This is a genomic window from Mesobacillus sp. QJM3NY_10, from assembly GCF_056173465.1.
The window spans coordinates 3,513,401-3,532,025 of record NZ_CM149675.1 but is presented as its reverse complement, the minus strand read 5'-3'; the positions used below and the strand labels follow the sequence as shown (position 1 = coordinate 3,532,025).

Genomic DNA, 18,625 nt, shown 5'->3' with positions numbered 1-18,625 from the left:
ACAATAGATAATTGTTGGAGGGAACTGTATGTCTGCAAAGGTAGAAAAAAGAGAAGGGAACCAAACGGTTCTAACAATTGAAGTAGATGCAGAAAAGGTCAACCAAGGTCTTGACGCTGCATTCAAGAAAGTCGTTAAGCAAATTAACGTACCAGGATTCCGTAAAGGAAAAATGCCTCGCCAAATGTTCGAAAAGCGTTTCGGCGTAGAGTCTTTATATCAGGATGCAATTGATATCCTTCTTCCAGAAGCATATGCAAATGCAATCGATGAAACTGGAATCGAGCCAGTTGACCGCCCGGAAATCGATGTTGAACAAATCGAAAAGGGCAAGAGCTTAATCATCAAGGCAACTGTAACAGTTAAGCCTGAAGTGAAGCTTGGCGAGTACAAAGGACTTGAAGTAGAAGCATTCGACACAAACGTAACAGATGAAGAAGTAGAAAACGAATTGAAAGCAATGCAGGAAAAGCAGGCTGAGCTTGTTGTTAAAGAAGAAGGCACTGCTGAAAATGGCGACAGTGTTGTCATCGATTTCGAAGGATTCGTTGATGGCGAAGCTTTCGAAGGCGGCAAAGCTGAAAACTACGCACTTGAACTTGGTTCAGGTTCGTTCATCCCAGGCTTCGAAGAACAGCTAGTTGGATTAGCTACTGGCGAAGAAAAAGATGTAGAGGTTACTTTCCCTGAAGAGTACCATGCAGCTGAACTTGCTGGTAAGCCTGCAACTTTCAAAGTGAAACTTCACGAAATCAAAGGAAAAGAACTTCCAGCTCTAGATGATGAGTTCGCTAAAGATGCTGATGAAGAAGTTGAAACTTTAGAAGAGCTTAAGACAAAGATTAAAGATCGTCTTGCTCATGACAAAGCACACCAAAAAGAACACTTCGAACGTGACACTGTTGTAGAAAAAGCAGCAGCTAACGCTGAAATCGAAGTTCCTGAATCCATGATCGACACTGAAATCGACCGCATGGTAAATGAGTTCGAACAACGCTTGCAAATGCAAGGCATGAACCTTGACCTATACTACCAGTTCTCAGGTCAAGACGAAGCTGCTCTTCGCGAACAAATGAAGGAAGAAGCTGCTACACGCGTACGTGTGAACCTGACTCTTGAAGCAATCGCAAAAGCTGAAAACATCGAAGTTACTGATGAAGAAGTAAATGCAGAGCTTCAAAAGATGTCTGAAATGTACAATATGACTGCTGATCAAATCCAAGCAGCACTAGGCGGAAGCCTTGACGGAATCAAAGGCGACCTTCAATTGAAAAAAGCAGTTGATTTCCTTGTAGAAAACAGCAAAACTGTTGCATAATATTAGAAAAGCGTAAGCGCCTTGGTCAGCCCCGACAAGCACTGGAGGGCCGACCGGTGAAGTCGTCCTTTGACTTCATTGGGCGGACCGAAGTGACTCGAGGGGCTAGGCGCTGAAGCTAGACATTTCTCAAAGTGAATTTTATACTTACTATATAAGATAAAAACAAGGCGCGAGTAAATCGTGCCTTGTTTTCTACAATTAACACCAATATACATACATAATTTTTTTAGCAATTTCATATAAGTCGATTTAACGGCTTGATTTATGGAAAAGATGAATTAGTACATATTTTTTTCGATTCATAAGCGCGAAACTGAAATGGCCGAGGGTTATCATTTCCTGTCCCCTGGCAAAATGTGATACAATGCAATACATACCTGCTCGAAAGCAGCAGAAAAAACTGTTACTTAACTTATCGTTTGCTTATGAATCGCAGCTTTATATATGTTTAGAAGTTCTCAAGGGGTGAAGGCATTGTTCAAATTTAATGATGAAAAAGGACAGCTTAAATGTTCTTTCTGCGGCAAGACGCAGGATCAAGTCCGCAAATTGGTAGCAGGGCCAGGCGTCTATATCTGTGACGAGTGTATTGAATTATGCACAGAAATCGTTGAAGAAGAACTTGGCACTGAAGAAGAAGTTGAGTTTAAGGATGTTCCGAAACCACTGGAAATCCGCGATATTCTTAATGAGTATGTAATTGGTCAGGACCAGGCTAAGAAGAACTTATCTGTAGCCGTTTACAATCACTATAAGCGTATCAACTCAAACAGCAAGATTGATGATGTTGAACTATCAAAAAGTAATATTGCGATGATCGGGCCTACAGGAAGCGGTAAAACTTTGCTTGCTCAAACATTAGCTCGCATTCTCAATGTTCCATTCGCAATCGCGGATGCAACATCACTGACAGAAGCAGGTTATGTTGGTGAAGATGTTGAAAACATCCTTTTGAAATTGATCCAATCAGCTGATTACGATGTAGAAAAGGCTGAAAAAGGAATCATTTATATCGATGAAATCGATAAGATCGCTAGAAAATCCGAAAACCCTTCTATTACTAGAGATGTTTCCGGTGAAGGTGTGCAGCAGGCGCTCCTGAAAATTCTTGAAGGAACAGTTGCAAGTGTACCGCCACAAGGTGGACGAAAGCATCCGCACCAAGAATTCATCCAGATCGATACGACGAATATCCTGTTCATTTGCGGCGGAGCATTCGACGGGATCGAGCAAATCATTAAGCGTCGCCTCGGTCAGAAAGTAATCGGCTTTGGCTCTGAAAAGAAAGAGGAAGACTTAGACAAGAAGGAATTGTTGTCAAAAGTCCTACCTGAAGATTTACTTAAATTCGGGTTAATCCCTGAATTCATCGGCCGTCTTCCGGTAATTGCCAGCCTGACTCCGCTTGATGAAGAAGCGCTAGTCGAAATCCTGACAAAACCAAAGAACGCTCTTGTAAAACAGTATCAAAAAATGCTAAACCTAGATGATGTCGAGCTTGAATTTGAAGACGATGCACTCGTTGAAATTGCCAAAAAGGCAATTGAACGCAAGACAGGTGCCCGCGGACTTCGTTCAATCATCGAAGGCATCATGTTGGATGTCATGTTCGACCTTCCATCCCGTGAAGATATCGTAAAGTGTGTCATCACAAAGGAAACAGTCGAAAACAACATGCCGCCAAAGCTAGTGCTAGAGGACGGAACAGTCCTTAAAGACGAAAGAAATTCAGCATAATACACAAAATCCCGGTGGTTATTCACCGGGATTTATTTTGTTTTTAAGCCCCCTCTCTGAAATAATGAATTCTAGTAGAGCCAGAGCAAACTTCAGACAAGTTTGTGTGAAAAGAAGAAAAGCTGTCAGAACTAAGGCCAACTTCGGACAGGTTTGGTGGTGGAAGAGGAAAAGATGTCATAACTAAGTCCAACTTCAGACAGGTTTACTGGTGGAAGAGGAAAAGCTGTCAGAACTAGGGCCAACTTCAGACAGGTTTGGTGGTGGAAGAGGAAAAGCTGTCAGAACTAAGGCCAACTTCGGACAGGTTTAGTGGTGGAAGAGGAAAAGCTGTCAGAACTAAGGCCAACTTCAGACAGGTTTGGTGGTGAAAGAGGAAAAGCTGTCAGAAGTAAGGGCAACTTCAGACAGGTTTGGTGTTGAAAGAGGAAAAGTTGTCAGAAGTAAGGGCAACTTCAGACAGGTTTGGTGGTGGAAGAGGAAAAGCTGTCAGAAGTAAGGGCAACTTCAGACATATTTAGTGTTGAAAGAGGAAAACCTGTCAGAACCAAAAAATGCACTATTCATTTGACGAAACACTCTTTAATCTTGCCATACTAAGGTCTCTCCGGGTGGAAAAATTCACTTGAAAATATTGTTTATTCCAACACTCTCAGGGAGATACTAGGTTAAAGCCAATAGTATCAACTTACGGGAGGGAATGTAAATTGAGTTGGACCGGAATCGCCTTGTTTATACAGCTGTTTTTCGGAATCATCATCGGGCTGTATTTCTGGAATTTACTCAGGAATCAGCGGACGCAAAAAGTATCAATTGATCGGGAATCCCGAAAGGAAATGGAACAGTTAAGAAAGATGAGATCGGTCTCCCTGAGTGAACCGCTTGCCGAAAAAGTCAGGCCATCCAGCTTCAAGGATATTGTCGGACAGGAAGATGGAATCAAGGCACTTAAAGCAGCGTTATGTGGACCCAATCCGCAGCATGTCATCATTTATGGGCCACCGGGAGTAGGAAAAACTGCCGCGGCCAGGCTCGTTTTAGAAGAAGCAAAGCAAAACCAAAAATCCCCATTCAAGAAATCTTCAGTATTTGTTGAGCTGGATGCTACAACGGCCAGGTTTGATGAGAGAGGAATTGCTGACCCATTGATCGGTTCCGTTCATGATCCGATTTATCAAGGGGCCGGTGCGATGGGACAGGCCGGCATTCCCCAGCCGAAACAGGGTGCTGTGACCAATGCACATGGAGGAGTTTTATTCATTGATGAAATTGGTGAGCTGCACCCAATCCAGATGAACAAGCTTTTAAAAGTACTGGAAGACAGGAAAGTATTTTTAGAGAGTGCGTATTATAATGAGGAAAATACGCAAATCCCAAGCCATATCCACGACATCTTCAAAAATGGGCTCCCGGCAGACTTCCGCCTTGTAGGCGCGACGACGAGAACTCCAAGCGAAATCCCTCCGGCAATCAGATCGAGATGCATGGAAGTGTTTTTCCGTGAGCTATCACAGGAGGAAATTTCAGAAGTAGCAAGGAATGCAGCTGAAAAAGTAGAACTGAATATGAGTGAAAAAGCGATTGAAATCTTGTCAAATTATGCAAGAAATGGCCGAGAAGCTGTTAATATGGTGCAGATTGCTGCAGGATTGGCCATTACCGACGAACGAACCTACATTAAAGAAGAGGAAATTGAATGGGTCGTCCATTCGAGCCAGCTCACACCAAGGATGGAAAGAAGGATTAATGATAAGTCAGCAATCGGTCTTGTCAATGGATTAGCTGTGTATGGGCCCAATACCGGTGCGCTTCTTGAAATCGAAGTTACTGTAATTAAAGCGAAGGATAAAGGCTCAATCAATATCACTGGCATTGTCGAGGAAGAGAGCATCGGCGGACAGGGAAAATCAATCCGCAGAAAGAGTATGGCGAGAGGTTCGATTGAAAATGTCATCACTGTTCTTAGATCGATGGGTGTTCCAGCTGATGAATTCGACATCCATGTCAACTTCCCAGGCGGTACCCCAATCGATGGTCCATCTGCCGGGATCGCAATGGCAACGGGAATTTATTCAGCAATCTATAAAATCCCGATGGACCATACAGTCGCAATGACAGGAGAAATCAGCATCCACGGGAATGTAAAGCCGATAGGCGGTGTCTATCCAAAAGTGAAGGCAGCGAAAAAAGCAGGTGCCAAAAAGGTAATCATTCCGCAGGAAAATGTGCAGACCATCCTTAATGAAATCACAGATATAGAAATCATTCCAGTCACACACCTGAATGAAGTGTTTGAAATTGCTCTTGAAAAAGACCATCCGAGGGAGCAAATCATCAAGGCTGCCAGTGACTTAACGGCAAAAGAGACGAGCTAGGATGATAAAAAGAACGCTTACCGGCGTTCTTTTTTTACGCTGTTTTGCTGCTGTTTCGCCTAAAGTTAACCAAACAGTAAAAACGGGTTTATTTTTCCCTGAAAAAGGAAAGAGGGTGTAATGAAGGTAACCGGGCTGAAATTGCTATTTTCAAAAAAATAAGCTTATGTTTGGTTTTGAAAGTAACTTCAGATGTGGACATATTTTTACATGAATATCAGGATACTAATCAATGAGGCAATGGGTGCTAACTGCTCTTGTTATTAGACACTTGAAAATAAATACGATAGAATTGAACAACAAAGTATTATTATACTTATGGTTTGATACAATGCATGTTGGAGGTGCAATGTCATGGCGAATAAGAATGAGCACACTGTCCCACTTCTGCCGCTGCGCGGTTTGCTTGTGTACCCGACGATGGTTCTGCATTTGGATGTAGGACGAGAAAAATCGGTACAGGCATTGGAGAAGGCAATGGTGGATGACCATTTAATCTATCTCACAACCCAAAAGGATATATCCATAGATGAACCAGGCGAGGAGGATTTGTACCAGATGGGTACATTGACTCGCGTCAAACAAATGCTGAAGCTCCCGAACGGGACGATCCGCGTGTTGGTTGAAGGATTGTCCAGAGCTGAAATCATTGAACTTTTTGATGAGAATGACCATTATTCCTGTAAAGTAAAAACCTTTGAAGATGATGAATCAAAGGATGTCGAAGATGAAGCATTAATGAGGACAATGCTTGAGTATTTCGAACAATACATAAAAATGTCCAAGAAAATTTCTGCGGAAACGTATGCATCTGTTTCTGATATTGAAGAGCCGGGCAGGATGGCTGATATCATCGCTTCCCATCTTCCGCTAAAGCTTAAAGAGAAACAGGAAATTCTCGAGACGATTGACATCAAGGACAGGATGAATCGTGTCATTGAAATCATTCATAATGAAAAAGAAGTGCTGGGCCTCGAGAAAAAGATCGGCCAGCGCGTAAAGCGTTCCATGGAGCGAACTCAGAAGGAATATTATTTGCGTGAACAGATGAAGGCTATCCAGAAGGAGCTTGGTGAAAAGGAAGGAAAGACAGGAGAAATTGCTGAGCTTACCGAAAAAATCGAGCTTGCCGGAATGCCTGAAAATGTGAAGGAAACTGCTTTGAAGGAACTTGACCGTTACGAAAAGGTTCCGACGACTTCTGCAGAAAGCGCAGTAATCCGGAATTATATTGAATGGCTTGTTGCTTTGCCTTGGTCAAAGTCGACGGAGGATGATCTTGATATCAGCAAAGCTGAAAAGATCCTTGATAAGGACCATTACGGACTGGAAAAAGTAAAGGAAAGGGTTCTTGAGTATCTTGCGGTGCAGAAGCTGACGAACTCTTTAAAAGGACCAATCCTGTGTCTGGCTGGACCTCCGGGAGTCGGTAAAACGAGCTTGGCCAGGTCAATCGCTAAATCCCTGAACCGTAATTTTGTAAGGGTGTCTTTAGGCGGTGTCCGTGATGAGTCAGAAATTCGCGGACACAGAAGGACTTATGTCGGTGCTATGCCGGGAAGGGTCATCCAGGGGATGAAAAAGGCAGGAACGATTAACCCTGTTTTCCTTCTTGATGAGATCGATAAAATGTCCAATGATTTCCGCGGCGATCCTTCTTCAGCGATGCTAGAGGTGCTCGATCCCGAACAAAACCATAATTTCAGCGATCATTACATTGAAGAGCCATATGACCTTTCAAAAGTAATGTTCATCGCTACTGCCAATAATCTTTCAACTGTACCTGGCCCGTTGCTCGACAGAATGGAGATCATCAATATTGCAGGCTATACAGAGCAGGAGAAGCTGCACATTGCCAAGGATCATCTCCTTCCAAGACAAATCAAAGACCATGGTCTGTCAAAATCACAGCTTCAGATGAAGGATGAAGCAATTACGAAGGTAATTCGTTATTATACACGGGAATCTGGTGTGCGCTCCCTTGAAAGGCAACTCGCATCCATATGCAGAAAAACAGCGAAAATCGTTGTTTCTGGAGAGAGAAAACGTGTGATCGTTAGCGAGAAGAACGTCGAGGACTTCCTCGGAAAGACTAAGTTCAGGTATGGGCAGGCTGAGTTGGAAGACCAGATAGGCGTTGCTACTGGTCTCGCTTATACAACAGTCGGTGGCGATACCCTCCAAATTGAAGTTTCCCTGTCACCAGGAAAAGGCAAGCTCGTCCTTACTGGTAAGCTTGGGGATGTCATGAAGGAATCTGCCCAGGCTGCCTTCAGCTATGTGCGATCTAAGGCTAAGGATCTTGACATTGATCCGGACTTCCATGAGAAGAATGATATCCATATCCATGTTCCTGAGGGTGCTGTTCCGAAAGATGGTCCTTCAGCGGGTATTACGATTGCTACTGCACTTGTATCTGCTTTGTCAGGAAAACCGATCCGCAGGGAAGTCGGAATGACCGGAGAAATAACGCTTAGAGGACGCGTATTGCCAATTGGCGGTCTCAAGGAAAAATCGCTGAGCGCTCACAGAGCAGGTCTAACAAAGGTTATTTGTCCAAAGGATAATGAAAAAGATATTGATGATATTCCAGAAAGTGTACGTAAGGAGCTTGAATTTGTGTTAGTTTCTCATTTAGATGAAGTATTGAAGCACGCTCTCGCCAGCGGTGATTCTCAATGAAAGTAAATAGTGCAGAAATCGTGATCAGTGCCGTAAGGCCGAATCAATATCCGGAAAGTAATCTGCCGGAATTCGCCCTTGCTGGCCGATCGAATGTTGGTAAATCTTCTTTTATCAATAAAATGCTTAACCGGAAAAGCCTTGCCAGGACATCGTCGAAGCCAGGAAAGACTCAGACCTTGAATTTTTACCTGATCAATGAAATGCTTCATTTTGTAGATGTTCCGGGTTACGGCTACGCTAAAGTATCAAAATCCGAACGTGAAGCCTGGGGCAAGATGATTGAAACTTATATTACCTCACGCGAACAATTGAAGGCGATGCTGCTGATCGTTGACCTGAGGCATCCGCCTTCTAAAGACGATGTGATGATGTATGATTTCCTCAAACATTACGAGATTCCGGTCATCATTATCGCGACAAAAGCGGATAAAATTCCAAAGTCAAAGTGGCAAAAGCATTTGAAGATTACAAAAGAAACCCTTGATTTAGACCCGAACGACACGATCATTCTTTTCTCATCAGAAACAGGAGAAGGGAAAGACAAGGCCTGGTCAGTATTAGGAAGCTTCATGAAATAATCGTTTGAAATAAGAAACCCGCACCGTTGATGTGAACACGGTGCGGGTTTTTATTACTTTATTAAGTATTTACTTTTTGCACGAAGATTAGTGTCTCACTCCTGCCCCCTAGCCAGTTCTATTATTTCTTTTTTATAAATAAAAGGTAAACGCCAATAAGGATCAATGCTGCCGGCCAAAATCTCCATGCTGTCGCGACTCCATTTTCCAATAAACCAAGCCATCCAGTGATTCTGTCATAAAACAGAAGCAACCCTGCTAAAATGAGAAAGAGGACTCCGTGAAACAAGCCATTGCCTGTTTTTTGATAGCGGAGCAAGAAGCCGAGAGCAATGATTAAAATGAAAGCACCAAGGTGATCGGGCCAGAGGTCGAATTTATTGACCACATGAAAGTGGACACCGAAGCCAACGAGGATCACACCTGGAAAGATGGCTTCATAATCCTTGCCCCAGTATCCTTGAACTAAAAAGGCAGCTCCGACAATGATCAAGAGTGTCGGCCACGTATAAAATTCATTGAACAACGAAACATTTTCCTGCTGAAGATAAAAATAGATTCCAAATCCGATTAATATCATTCCTGGTATAATTCTCTGATTTTTCATTCTTTCACCACTTCCAGAAAGGCTCACTTGAATTAAGGGACAAACTTTGATAAGGTACATTAGGGAGTATGTTTATTTGCTTTTGATATAGTATAAAAGTATAACAAACAGACAGACGAAATAGTTCAATTTAATCAATGCTATTATATATATGTTTTTTCAACAGTTGTTCACATTTACAACATTAAAAGGTAAAAAACGTCGTGTATAATTGCCTTAGCCAATTATGCAATTTCTATGTGGGGGTGTCAATTAATAATGCATATTATCGTTGTCGGTCTAAACTATAAAACTGCCCCTGTCGAAATCCGCGAAAGATTGACATTCAACGAGGGGAACCTTGGTGAAGCGATGAGTGCCCTTCAGGAAAAGAAGAGCATCCTTGAGAATGTCATCGTATCAACTTGCAACCGTACAGAAATATATGCTGTTGTGGACCAGCTTCACACAGGCAGATATTATATCAAAGAGTTTTTATCTGAATGGTTCGGGATCCCTCAGGCAGAATTTACGCCGTTCCTGTTCATTTACGAACAAGATGGGGCAATTGAACATTTATTCAAGGTTTCTTGCGGCTTGAACTCCATGGTGCTGGGTGAAACTCAAATCCTTGGGCAAGTGCGTTCAAGCTTCATGCTTGGCCTTGAAAAGAACACTACTGGAACGGTCTTCAACCAGCTATTCAAGCAGGCAGTCACTATTGCCAAGCGTGGCCATTCCGAAACAGATATCGGTGCGAACGCTGTTTCTGTCAGCTACGCAGCTGTTGAACTTGCCAAGAAGATTTTCGGCTCTCTTGATCAAAAGCATGTGCTGATTCTTGGTGCAGGCAAGATGGGTGAGCTGGCGATCCAGAACCTTCATGCAAATGGAGCGAGGAAGGTAACGGTCATCAATCGTACTTACCAGAAAGCTGAGGATTTGGCGAACCGTTTCTCGGGCAAGGCTAAAACACTGGATGAGCTTCAGACTGCACTGGTGGATGCAGATATCCTTATTAGTTCTACAGGTGCGAAGGAGTTTGTTGTCACGAAGGATATGATGGCAAAGGTCGAGCAAAAGCGAAAAGGAAAACCATTATTCATGGTGGATATCGCTGTTCCGCGTGATCTTGATCCGGAAATTGCGACTCTGGAAAATGTATTCCTTTATGATATCGATGATCTAGAGGGCATTGTTGAAGCTAATCTGCAGGAACGACAGAAGGCAGCAGAGAAGATTCTTATCATGATTGAAAGTGAGATTGTCCAATTCAAACAGTGGCTGAATACCCTTGGTGTTGTACCGGTCATTTCTGCTTTGAGGGTCAAAGCCCTATCAATCCAGCAAGAAACGATGAACAGTATCGAACGGAAACTGTCACATCTATCTGATCGTGATATCAAAGTCCTTAACAAGCATACAAAGAGCATCATCAACCAGCTCCTGAAGGATCCAATTTTGCAGGCGAAAGAGCTTGCGGCTGGTCCTGATGCAGATGAAGCACTCGATCTATTCGTGAAGATTTTCAATATTGAACAGCTCGTCGCTGAACAAGAAGGAATGAAAACGGCTGAAACCAAGCAGGTAAAAGTTCCTTCGCCTCAGGCTTCTTTTCAGCCGTAAGAGAGGTAGTGTCCATGGGTGATCTTTATATTACACGTCTCCATGAAATAACCATTGTGATTTATGCGGCAAGCGTGCTCTTATACTTTATCGATTTTCTTAACAGTAACCGGAGGGCAAACAAAGTTGCTTTCTGGTTACTTGCATTTGTTTGGGGATTCCAGACAATTTTCCTGTTATATTACATGGTCGACAAAGGCCGTTTTCCAGTTCTGACCCTCTTTGAAGGGCTTTACTTTTATGCGTGGGTGCTGGTAACGCTGTCGCTGGCTATTAATAAGCTATTAAAAGTAGATTTTATTGTCTTTTTTACAAATATTCTTGGATTCATCATCATGGCGATCCATACTTTTGCACCCGTTCAGTATGACTCCAATGTTATGTCCGAGCAGCTCATATCAGAGCTTTTGCTCATCCATATCACCATGGCGATCCTTTCATATGGGGCATTCTCGATTTCAGTGGTTTTTTCGCTGCTATATCTCATTCAATATGACCTTTTAAAGCGGAAAAAGTGGGGTAAGCTGTTATGGAGGATCACCGATTTAACGAAACTTGATTATTGGTCATACATATTGAATGTCATTGGTGTACCGATGCTGATTCTGAGCTTGATCCTTGGGCTTCAGTGGGCATGGATCAAAGTTCCTGACCTTGCATGGTATGATGCCAAGCTGATCGGTTCATTCATTGTTCTTGCAGTATATAGCATTTATCTATATTTGAGAGTTGGCAAAGAGATGTACGGAAAATCGCTTGCCTTATGGAATGTTGCATCGTTCCTGATTGTCTTAATCAACTTTTTCCTTTTCGGAAAATTATCATCTTTCCATTTTTGGTATCAATAATTAGGAGGCTGTCATGAGAAAAATTATCGTTGGCTCCAGACGGAGTAAGCTAGCATTGACACAAACAAATTGGGTAATTGAGCAGCTGAAGAAATTAGGTGCACCTTTTGAGTTTGAAGTAAAGGAAATTGTTACAAAAGGAGACAAAATTCTTGATGTGACTCTTTCAAAGGTCGGAGGAAAAGGTCTTTTCGTAAAAGAAATCGAACAGGCGATGCTCGACAAAGAAATTGATATGGCTGTCCATAGCATGAAGGATATGCCTGCAGTACTTCCGGATGGTCTTGTCATCGGGGCTATCCCGGAGAGGGAAGATCACCGTGATGTGCTTATTTCCAACGATCATGTTGCTTTTAAGGATTTGAAACCTGGTTCAGTAATCGGAACAAGCAGCCTTCGCAGGAGCGCGCAGCTATTGGCTCAGCGCCCTGATCTTGAAATGAAGTGGATTCGCGGAAACATTGATACACGGATCGCTAAACTTGAAACGGAAGACTATGATGGTATTATCCTTGCTGCTGCCGGTTTGAAGCGCATGAGATGGGCTAGTGATACAGTAACCGAGTTCATCGATGAGGATATTTGTGTACCTGCTGTCGGCCAGGGAGCACTTTCGATCGAGTGCCGCGGCGATGACGAAGAGCTTCTACAACTGCTTGAAAAATTCACTTGCACTGAAACAAGTGCTACAGTAAGAGCCGAAAGAGCTTTCCTTCACAAGATGGAAGGCGGCTGCCAGGTGCCGATTGCAGGGTATGCATATCTTAATGACAAAGAAGAAATAGTGCTCACAGCCCTAGTCGGCTCACCGGATGGAAAGATAATCTTCAAGGAACAGGTTACAGGCAAAAATCCTGAGGAGCTGGGAGAGCTAGCTGCTGACAAGCTGATCAGTCAGGGAGCGAAAGACTTGATCGACAAGGTAAAACAGGAGCTTGAAAGTGAATGATTCCAGCGTATTCGCTGCAAAATAAAACAGTCATGATTCCAAGGGGGAAGGCTCACGCGAAGTCTTTCTCCGATTTGGTTAAAAGAAATGGAGGGATTCCCGTGGAAATCCCTCTTATTGCCTTTCAGCCGGTTACAGCTTCAAAAAAACTACATAATACACTTGCAAATTTACATAACTACGATTGGATCATTTTTACGAGCAATGTGACGGTGGAAACCTTTTATTCTTTTATCAAAAAAAGTCCTGTTCTTCTGCCTAAAATAGCCGTGATTGGCGAAAAAACGAAAGAAATCCTTGAAGACATGGGACAAAAGGTAGACTTCGTACCAGCAGAATATGTTGCCGAAGGATTCATCGATGAGTTCTTACCTCATGTTAATCAGCGGGAAAGAATCCTGATTCCAAAAGGGAACCTGGCCAGGGATTATATTTCAAATGCACTGAAGGAAAAGGGAGCCATCGTTGATGAAATCATTATCTATGAGACATTCCTGCCTGAAGAAAGCAGGGACAAGCTCGTTAAGATGCTAACCGAAGAAAGTCTTGATATACTTACATTTACAAGCCCATCTACGATTGATCATTTTATGAAAATCGTAAAAGAACAAAATTTAAGAGGCAAGCTTGAGCATTGCATCGTTGCCTGCATCGGTCCTGTGTCAAAAAGGAAGGCAGAGCAGTGGGGACTGAAGGTCCATGCCATGCCGGAAAAATACACCGTTGAAGAGATGCTGAACAGCATTGCCAAGTATATAAATATTGGAGGGTAATCCATGAAACACCTTGAATTCAGCCGCCACCGCCGTCTTCGTCAGACAGCGAATATGCGCGCGCTTGTCCGTGAAAACTATCTTCGCACTGAAGACTTGATCTACCCGCTTTTTGTCGTTGAAGGAGAAAATGTAAAAAACGAAGTTTCTTCAATGCCGGGAGTCCATCAATTATCCCTTGATAATCTAAAAGAAGAAATCACTGAAGTGGAATCTCTGGGCATTAAATCTGTGCTGCTTTTCGGCGTTCCGAACGAAAAAGATGAAGTAGGCTGTCAGGCGTATCATGACCACGGAATTTTGCAGGAAGCAATCCGAGTCATCAAAAAGGATTTTCCTGATATGGTTGTCATCGCCGATACTTGCCTTTGTGAATACACAAGCCATGGCCACTGCGGCGTAATTGAGGATGGCAAAGTACTTAACGACCCTTCTCTTGAACTATTAGGAAAGACGGCTGTCAGCCAGGCACAAGCTGGCGCTGATATCATTGCTCCATCAAACATGATGGACGGATTTGTTACAGCGATTCGTTTTGCTTTGGATGAAGCAGGGTTCCATGATGTACCAATCATGTCCTATGCCGTTAAATATTCATCTGCATTTTACGGTCCATTCCGCGAAGCAGCAGAAAGCACGCCGCAGTTCGGTGACCGTAAATCCTACCAGATGGATCCAGCAAACCGCATCGAAGCTATGCGAGAAGCAGAGTCAGATGTCATGGAAGGCGCAGACTTCCTGATCGTAAAACCGGGCATGCCATACCTGGACATCGTCCGCGATGTAAAAAACAACTTCAACCTGCCTGTTGTCATCTATAATGTCAGCGGAGAGTATTCAATGGTCAAAGCAGCAGCCCAAAACGGCTGGGTTGACGAAAAGAGCATCGTCATGGAAATGCTGACAGGAATGAAGCGCGCTGGGTCAGACCTGATCATCACCTACCATGCGAAGGATGCAGCACGCTGGCTGAAGGAACAGTAAGTTTAGAAATAGGCTCTGCATTTCTACAGAGCCAATTAAATAGAAATGAGGGATAGTATGCGCTCATATGATAAATCGATTGCAGCTTTTAAAGAAGCGAAAGAACTATTGCCTGGAGGAGTAAACAGCCCCGTCCGCGCATTCAAGTCTGTCAATATGGATCCGATCTTCATGGAAAAAGGGAAGGGTTCAAAGATTTATGACATCGATGGCAATGAATATATTGACTATGTATTATCATGGGGACCGCTGATCCTTGGCCATACGAACAAAAAGGTCGTTGAGGGAATCAAGAAAGTGGCTGAGCTTGGTACAAGCTTTGGTGCACCGACAACTGTTGAGAACGAGCTTGCGCAGTTGGTCATTGACCGTGTTCCATCGATTGAGATGGTAAGAATGGTATCTTCGGGTACTGAGGCGACGATGAGTGCCTTGCGCCTTGCTCGTGGATATACAGGCAGAAACAAAATCCTTAAGTTTGAAGGCTGCTACCATGGACATGGTGACTCATTGCTTATAAAAGCTGGCTCAGGCGTCGCTACGCTTGGTTTGCCTGACAGCCCGGGTGTTCCTGAGGGAGTTGCCAAAAACACAATCACAGTACCTTACAACGATCTTGAGAGCGTCCGTTACGCTTTCGAGCAATATGGTGATGATATCGCCGGCGTGATCGTTGAACCAGTAGCCGGGAATATGGGTGTCGTTCCACCAGTAGAAGGATTCCTAGAGGGTCTTCGCGAAATCACAAGAAAGTATGGCACTGTCCTTATTTTTGACGAGGTCATGACAGGCTTCCGCGTTGGCTATAACTGTGCCCAGGGATATTACAATGTAACTCCTGACCTTACTTGCCTAGGCAAGGTAATAGGCGGAGGACTTCCAGTAGGAGCATACGGCGGTAAGAGAGAGATCATGGAGCAAATCGCTCCAAGCGGTCCGATTTACCAGGCGGGAACGCTATCCGGAAACCCGCTGGCGATGACAGCTGGCCTGGAAACATTGAAGCAGCTAACGCCGGAATCATACAAAGAATTCGAACGCAAAGCCGATATCCTTGAAAAAGGCTTGAAGGCAGCGGCTGAGAAATACGGGATTCCGCATACAATCAACCGTGCAGGATCGATGATCGGCATCTTCTTCACAAACGAAAATGTCATCAACTATGAAGTAGCAAAACAATCAAATCTTGAATTCTTTGCAGCCTACTACCGTGAAATGGCGAACGAAGGAGTATTCCTCCCACCATCGCAGTTCGAAGGATTATTCCTGTCAACAGCACACACAGACGAAGACCTGCAAAAAACAATTGAAGCAGCTGAGAAAGCATTTGCAAAGCTGCAGAATTAATAATTGGTGTCACACTCTCCGTTTTGGGGAGTGTTTTTTTGTTTTTGTAACTAAGATTACTGGTTGCGGAAACAGGACAAGTTATTGCGTGTATTGGTACTTGTGTGAAGTGCCTTACGTTCGGACAAGACCCAGATGCCTTCAACAGATTTGTCACAAGTAGCTTTGGGTTCAGACAAAATATCGTCATAGACACGAAGAAATGTCCGAAGTAGCCCCAAGTTCAGCCAAAACACCGTCATAGTCAGGAGGAAATGTCTGAAGTAGCCCCAGGTTCGGCCAAAACACCGTCATAGTCACGAGGAAATGTCTGAAGTAGCCCCAAGTTCGGCCAAAACACCGTCATAGTCACAAGGAAATGTCCGAAGTACCCCAGGTTCAGCCAAAACATCGTCACAGTCACGAGGAAATGTCCGAAGTAACCCCAGGTTCGACCAAATGCCTGTCAATTACAAGAAGATTTGTCTGAAGTAGCCCCAGGTTCAGACAAAATACCGTCATACACACGAGGAAATGTCCGAAGTACCCCCAGGTTCAGCCAAAATATCGTAATAATCACGAGGAAATGTCCGAAGTAGCCCCAAGTTCAGCCGAAACACCGTCATAGTCACGAGGAAATGTCTGAAGTAGCCCCAAGTTCGGCCAAAACACCGTCATAGTCACAAGGAAATGTCCGAAGTACCCCAGGTTCAGCCAAAACATCGTCATAGTCACGAGGAAATGTCTGAAGTAGCCCCAAGTTCAGCCGAAACACCGTCATAGTCACGAGGAAATGTCCGAAGTAGCCCCAAGTTCGACCAAATGCCTGTCATTTACAAGAAGAATTGTCTGAAGTAACCCCAGGTTCAGACAAAATACCGTCATACACACGAGGAAATGTCCGAAGTACCCCCAGGTTCAGCCAAAACATCGTCATAGTCAGGAGGAAATGTCTGAAGTAGCCCCAGGTTCGGCCAAATGCCTGTCAATTACGAGAGATTTGTCTGAAGAAGCCCCAGGTTCAGACAAAATACCGTCATAGACACGAGGAAATGTCCGAAGTAGCCCCAAGTTCGACCAAATGCCTGTCATTTACAAGAAGAAATGTCTGAAGTAGCCCTAAGTTCGGCCAAAACACCGTCATAGTCACAAGGAAATGTCCGAAGTACCCCCAAGTTCAGCCGAAACACCGTCACAGTCACGAGGAATTGCTCGAAGGAACCCCAGGTTCGTCCAAATGCCTGTCAATTACAAGAAGATTTGTCCGAAGTAACCCCAAGTTCAGCCAAAACACCGTCATAGTCACGAGGAAATGTCCGAAGTAACCCCAAGTTCAGCCAAATTCCCGTCCTTTACAAGCAGATTGGTCGGAAGTCACTCTAGATTTGTTTTCTAAAGGAATTCCTTCATAAAGATGTCTTTTATCAATCTGTGCATCTATATACCGCTCCTTTTTATGTTCTAAATTATCATAAAAGTAAATATAGACTCATAAAGTGTTAATGACATAGTGATTTTACGTTTAAGGAATGAAAGGAGGAGTCGCTTTGTCTCAGGGGAATCAATCGTGCCTGCGATTTTCATTAGAAGAGTCAGTGTGGTTTCAAAGAGGACAGGAAGTCGCGGAGCTTGTCTCGATTTCACTCGATCCGAATATAACCATCCAGGAAAATGAACAATACGTATCCATTCGCGGATCGCTGGAGTTGACTGGGGAATATACATGCCACGAACAACAGCAAGAGAATGATGAGGAACAACTCTCTGCTCTTAAGTACGTCCATTCTGTCATGGAGAGGGAGGAAGGTGTCAATGAATTCCTTCACCGTTTCCCAGTGGATATCACAATCCCTAAAAACCGGATTGAAAGTATTTATGACATTGATATTCAAGTAGAAGGATTCGATTATGTTTTTCCGGAAAAAGACCGCCTGAAGCTGAACGCTGATCTTGCCATCACGGGCTTATACGGCGAACAACAGCATGAAGCTGATCAGGAGACTGACAGTGAAGAAGTGGAGGAACTGGAAGTCAGTTACCGTCAGGAGGCTACTGCGGAAGTTGATGCAGAGGTTGAAGCAGCAGATGCAAACGCAGAAACAGGAAGCCATAGCACGGAAGACTTCCCGGAAGCTCCTGCCTATTCATTTGTCCAGCAAAATGAAACATTAAATCAAGAAGAGCAAGATTCCTATGAAGAAGAATTGTATGCGCCTTTCAGGGCAGAAGCGAAAAAAGAGGCAAATGCAGAAGAAGGATCTGAACCTGAACTGCAGGAGCAAAGAGAACACCAACCAGTTCCTGAATATGCTTTAAGTGACTTCAGAGGCGAGCCGGAGCCTGTTGCAGAGATCGAAGTAGAGCAGGAGGAAGTTGAAGTCGAGCTGGAAGTAGAAGACCAGCCTGAGGTAGAAAATATACCTGCAGAAGTGGAGGAATCCCCGGAAAGCTCATCTTCTCCAGTATTGAAAAAGAAAAAGCCGAACATGAAGCAAGGCATTTCTATCGCCGAATTTTTGGCGAGGAAGGAAGAAGAAACAGAAGTTGCCAAAATCAGAGTGTGCATTGTCCAGCAAGGAGACTCACTTCAGTCAATCTCTGAACGCTATGATGTGCCAGTGCAGCAGCTTCTGCGCGTGAACCATCTGAGCATCGACCATGAGGTCCATGAAGGCCAGGTGCTGTATGTTCCTGGAGTAGCGGTTCACAATTCTTAACATTATTCATGTAGCGCCTTGTCCAAAAGGAGGCTGGTTGTCAGGGCTGGCTTGGCTGCTGGCTGGGATTGCTATAGCTTTTAGTATGGGCAGGTGTCTAACACCTGCCCTGCTCTATTT

13 protein-coding genes are annotated in these 18,625 nt (G+C 43.9%); 12 read left to right on the top strand and 1 reads right to left on the bottom strand.

Annotation, left to right across the window (positions count from 1 at the left end; translation table 11 throughout):
- The first annotated feature begins 28 nt into the window (after window positions 1-28).
- The 5 genes from tig (at window position 29) to yihA (ending at window position 8,696) form a co-directional block, all read left to right on the top strand.
- Window positions 29-1,318 carry a trigger factor gene (gene tig / locus AC0VX7_RS17820; RefSeq protein ID WP_475425261.1) on the top strand — a complete coding sequence of 430 codons (1,290 nt, stop codon included), beginning with the start codon at window positions 29-31 and terminating at the stop codon, window positions 1,316-1,318.
- Between the two features lie 477 nt (window positions 1,319-1,795).
- Entirely contained in the window at window positions 1,796-3,058 is a 1,263-nt protein-coding gene (gene clpX / locus AC0VX7_RS17815; protein ID WP_475425260.1) for an ATP-dependent protease ATP-binding subunit ClpX, read from the top strand.
- Between the two features lie 707 nt (window positions 3,059-3,765).
- Window positions 3,766-5,433 (top strand): ATP-dependent protease LonB, encoded by a 1,668-nt coding sequence (gene lonB, locus AC0VX7_RS17810; protein WP_475425259.1) that lies wholly within the window; start codon window positions 3,766-3,768, stop codon window positions 5,431-5,433.
- Between the two features lie 354 nt (window positions 5,434-5,787).
- On the top strand, window positions 5,788-8,115 hold the full coding sequence (gene lon / locus AC0VX7_RS17805; protein ID WP_475425258.1) for an endopeptidase La: 2,328 nt from the start codon (window positions 5,788-5,790) through the stop codon (window positions 8,113-8,115).
- Window positions 8,112-8,696, top strand: a complete 585-nt coding sequence (gene yihA / locus AC0VX7_RS17800; RefSeq protein WP_041964050.1) for a ribosome biogenesis GTP-binding protein YihA/YsxC — start codon at window positions 8,112-8,114, stop codon at window positions 8,694-8,696. Before lon ends, yihA begins: the two co-directional genes overlap by 4 nt.
- Before the next feature lie 121 nt (window positions 8,697-8,817).
- On the opposite strand, the gene AC0VX7_RS17795 is transcribed toward yihA, so the two are convergent.
- Window positions 8,818-9,303 (bottom strand): LiaI-LiaF-like domain-containing protein, encoded by a 486-nt coding sequence (locus AC0VX7_RS17795; protein ID WP_215035052.1) that lies wholly within the window; start codon window positions 9,301-9,303, stop codon window positions 8,818-8,820.
- Window positions 9,304-9,561: 258 nt separating this feature from the next.
- On the opposite strand from AC0VX7_RS17795, the gene hemA reads away from it, so the two are divergent.
- The 7 genes from hemA (at window position 9,562) to spoVID (ending at window position 18,505) form a co-directional block, all read left to right on the top strand.
- The gene (gene hemA, locus AC0VX7_RS17790) at window positions 9,562-10,908 is read left to right on the top strand and encodes a glutamyl-tRNA reductase (RefSeq protein ID WP_475425257.1); all 1,347 of its coding nucleotides are present in this window, start codon (window positions 9,562-9,564) and stop codon (window positions 10,906-10,908) included.
- A 14-nt stretch (window positions 10,909-10,922) separates the two neighbouring features.
- On the top strand, window positions 10,923-11,756 hold the full coding sequence (locus tag AC0VX7_RS17785) for a cytochrome C assembly family protein (RefSeq protein ID WP_475425256.1): 834 nt from the start codon (window positions 10,923-10,925) through the stop codon (window positions 11,754-11,756).
- A 13-nt stretch (window positions 11,757-11,769) separates the two neighbouring features.
- Window positions 11,770-12,705, top strand: a complete 936-nt coding sequence (gene hemC, locus AC0VX7_RS17780; RefSeq protein WP_475425255.1) for a hydroxymethylbilane synthase — start codon at window positions 11,770-11,772, stop codon at window positions 12,703-12,705.
- Window positions 12,702-13,478: a uroporphyrinogen-III synthase gene (locus AC0VX7_RS17775; RefSeq protein ID WP_475425254.1), complete on the top strand. Its 777-nt coding sequence runs from the start codon at window positions 12,702-12,704 to the stop codon at window positions 13,476-13,478. The genes hemC and AC0VX7_RS17775 overlap by 4 nt, the downstream gene beginning before the upstream one ends.
- Before the next feature lie 3 nt (window positions 13,479-13,481).
- On the top strand, window positions 13,482-14,462 hold the full coding sequence (gene hemB / locus AC0VX7_RS17770; RefSeq protein ID WP_475425253.1) for a porphobilinogen synthase: 981 nt from the start codon (window positions 13,482-13,484) through the stop codon (window positions 14,460-14,462).
- A 57-nt stretch (window positions 14,463-14,519) separates the two neighbouring features.
- Window positions 14,520-15,809 carry a glutamate-1-semialdehyde 2,1-aminomutase gene (gene hemL / locus AC0VX7_RS17765; RefSeq protein ID WP_475425252.1) on the top strand — a complete coding sequence of 430 codons (1,290 nt, stop codon included), beginning with the start codon at window positions 14,520-14,522 and terminating at the stop codon, window positions 15,807-15,809.
- Between the two features lie 1,526 nt (window positions 15,810-17,335).
- Entirely contained in the window at window positions 17,336-18,505 is a 1,170-nt protein-coding gene (spoVID, locus tag AC0VX7_RS17760; protein ID WP_475425251.1) for a stage VI sporulation protein D, read from the top strand.
- Window positions 18,506-18,625: the final 120 nt, after the last annotated feature.

What these genes read in the sequence shown, in the direction of transcription:
- yihA (WP_041964050.1), top strand. Translation starts at nt 8,112, where the DNA reads ATGAAAGTAAATAGTGCAGAAATCGTGATCAGTGCCGTAAGGCCGAAT.
- hemL (WP_475425252.1), top strand. Translation starts at nt 14,520, where the DNA reads ATGCGCTCATATGATAAATCGATTGCAGCTTTTAAAGAAGCGAAAGAA.
- AC0VX7_RS17785 (WP_475425256.1), top strand. Translation starts at nt 10,923, where the DNA reads ATGGGTGATCTTTATATTACACGTCTCCATGAAATAACCATTGTGATT.
- lon (WP_475425258.1), top strand. Translation starts at nt 5,788, where the DNA reads ATGGCGAATAAGAATGAGCACACTGTCCCACTTCTGCCGCTGCGCGGT.
- hemC (WP_475425255.1), top strand. Translation starts at nt 11,770, where the DNA reads ATGAGAAAAATTATCGTTGGCTCCAGACGGAGTAAGCTAGCATTGACA.
- hemA (WP_475425257.1), top strand. Translation starts at nt 9,562, where the DNA reads ATGCATATTATCGTTGTCGGTCTAAACTATAAAACTGCCCCTGTCGAA.
- hemB (WP_475425253.1), top strand. Translation starts at nt 13,482, where the DNA reads ATGAAACACCTTGAATTCAGCCGCCACCGCCGTCTTCGTCAGACAGCG.
- AC0VX7_RS17775 (WP_475425254.1), top strand. Translation starts at nt 12,702, where the DNA reads ATGATTCCAGCGTATTCGCTGCAAAATAAAACAGTCATGATTCCAAGG.
- tig (WP_475425261.1), top strand. Translation starts at nt 29, where the DNA reads ATGTCTGCAAAGGTAGAAAAAAGAGAAGGGAACCAAACGGTTCTAACA.
- AC0VX7_RS17795 (WP_215035052.1), bottom strand. Translation starts at nt 9,303, where the DNA reads ATGAAAAATCAGAGAATTATACCAGGAATGATATTAATCGGATTTGGA.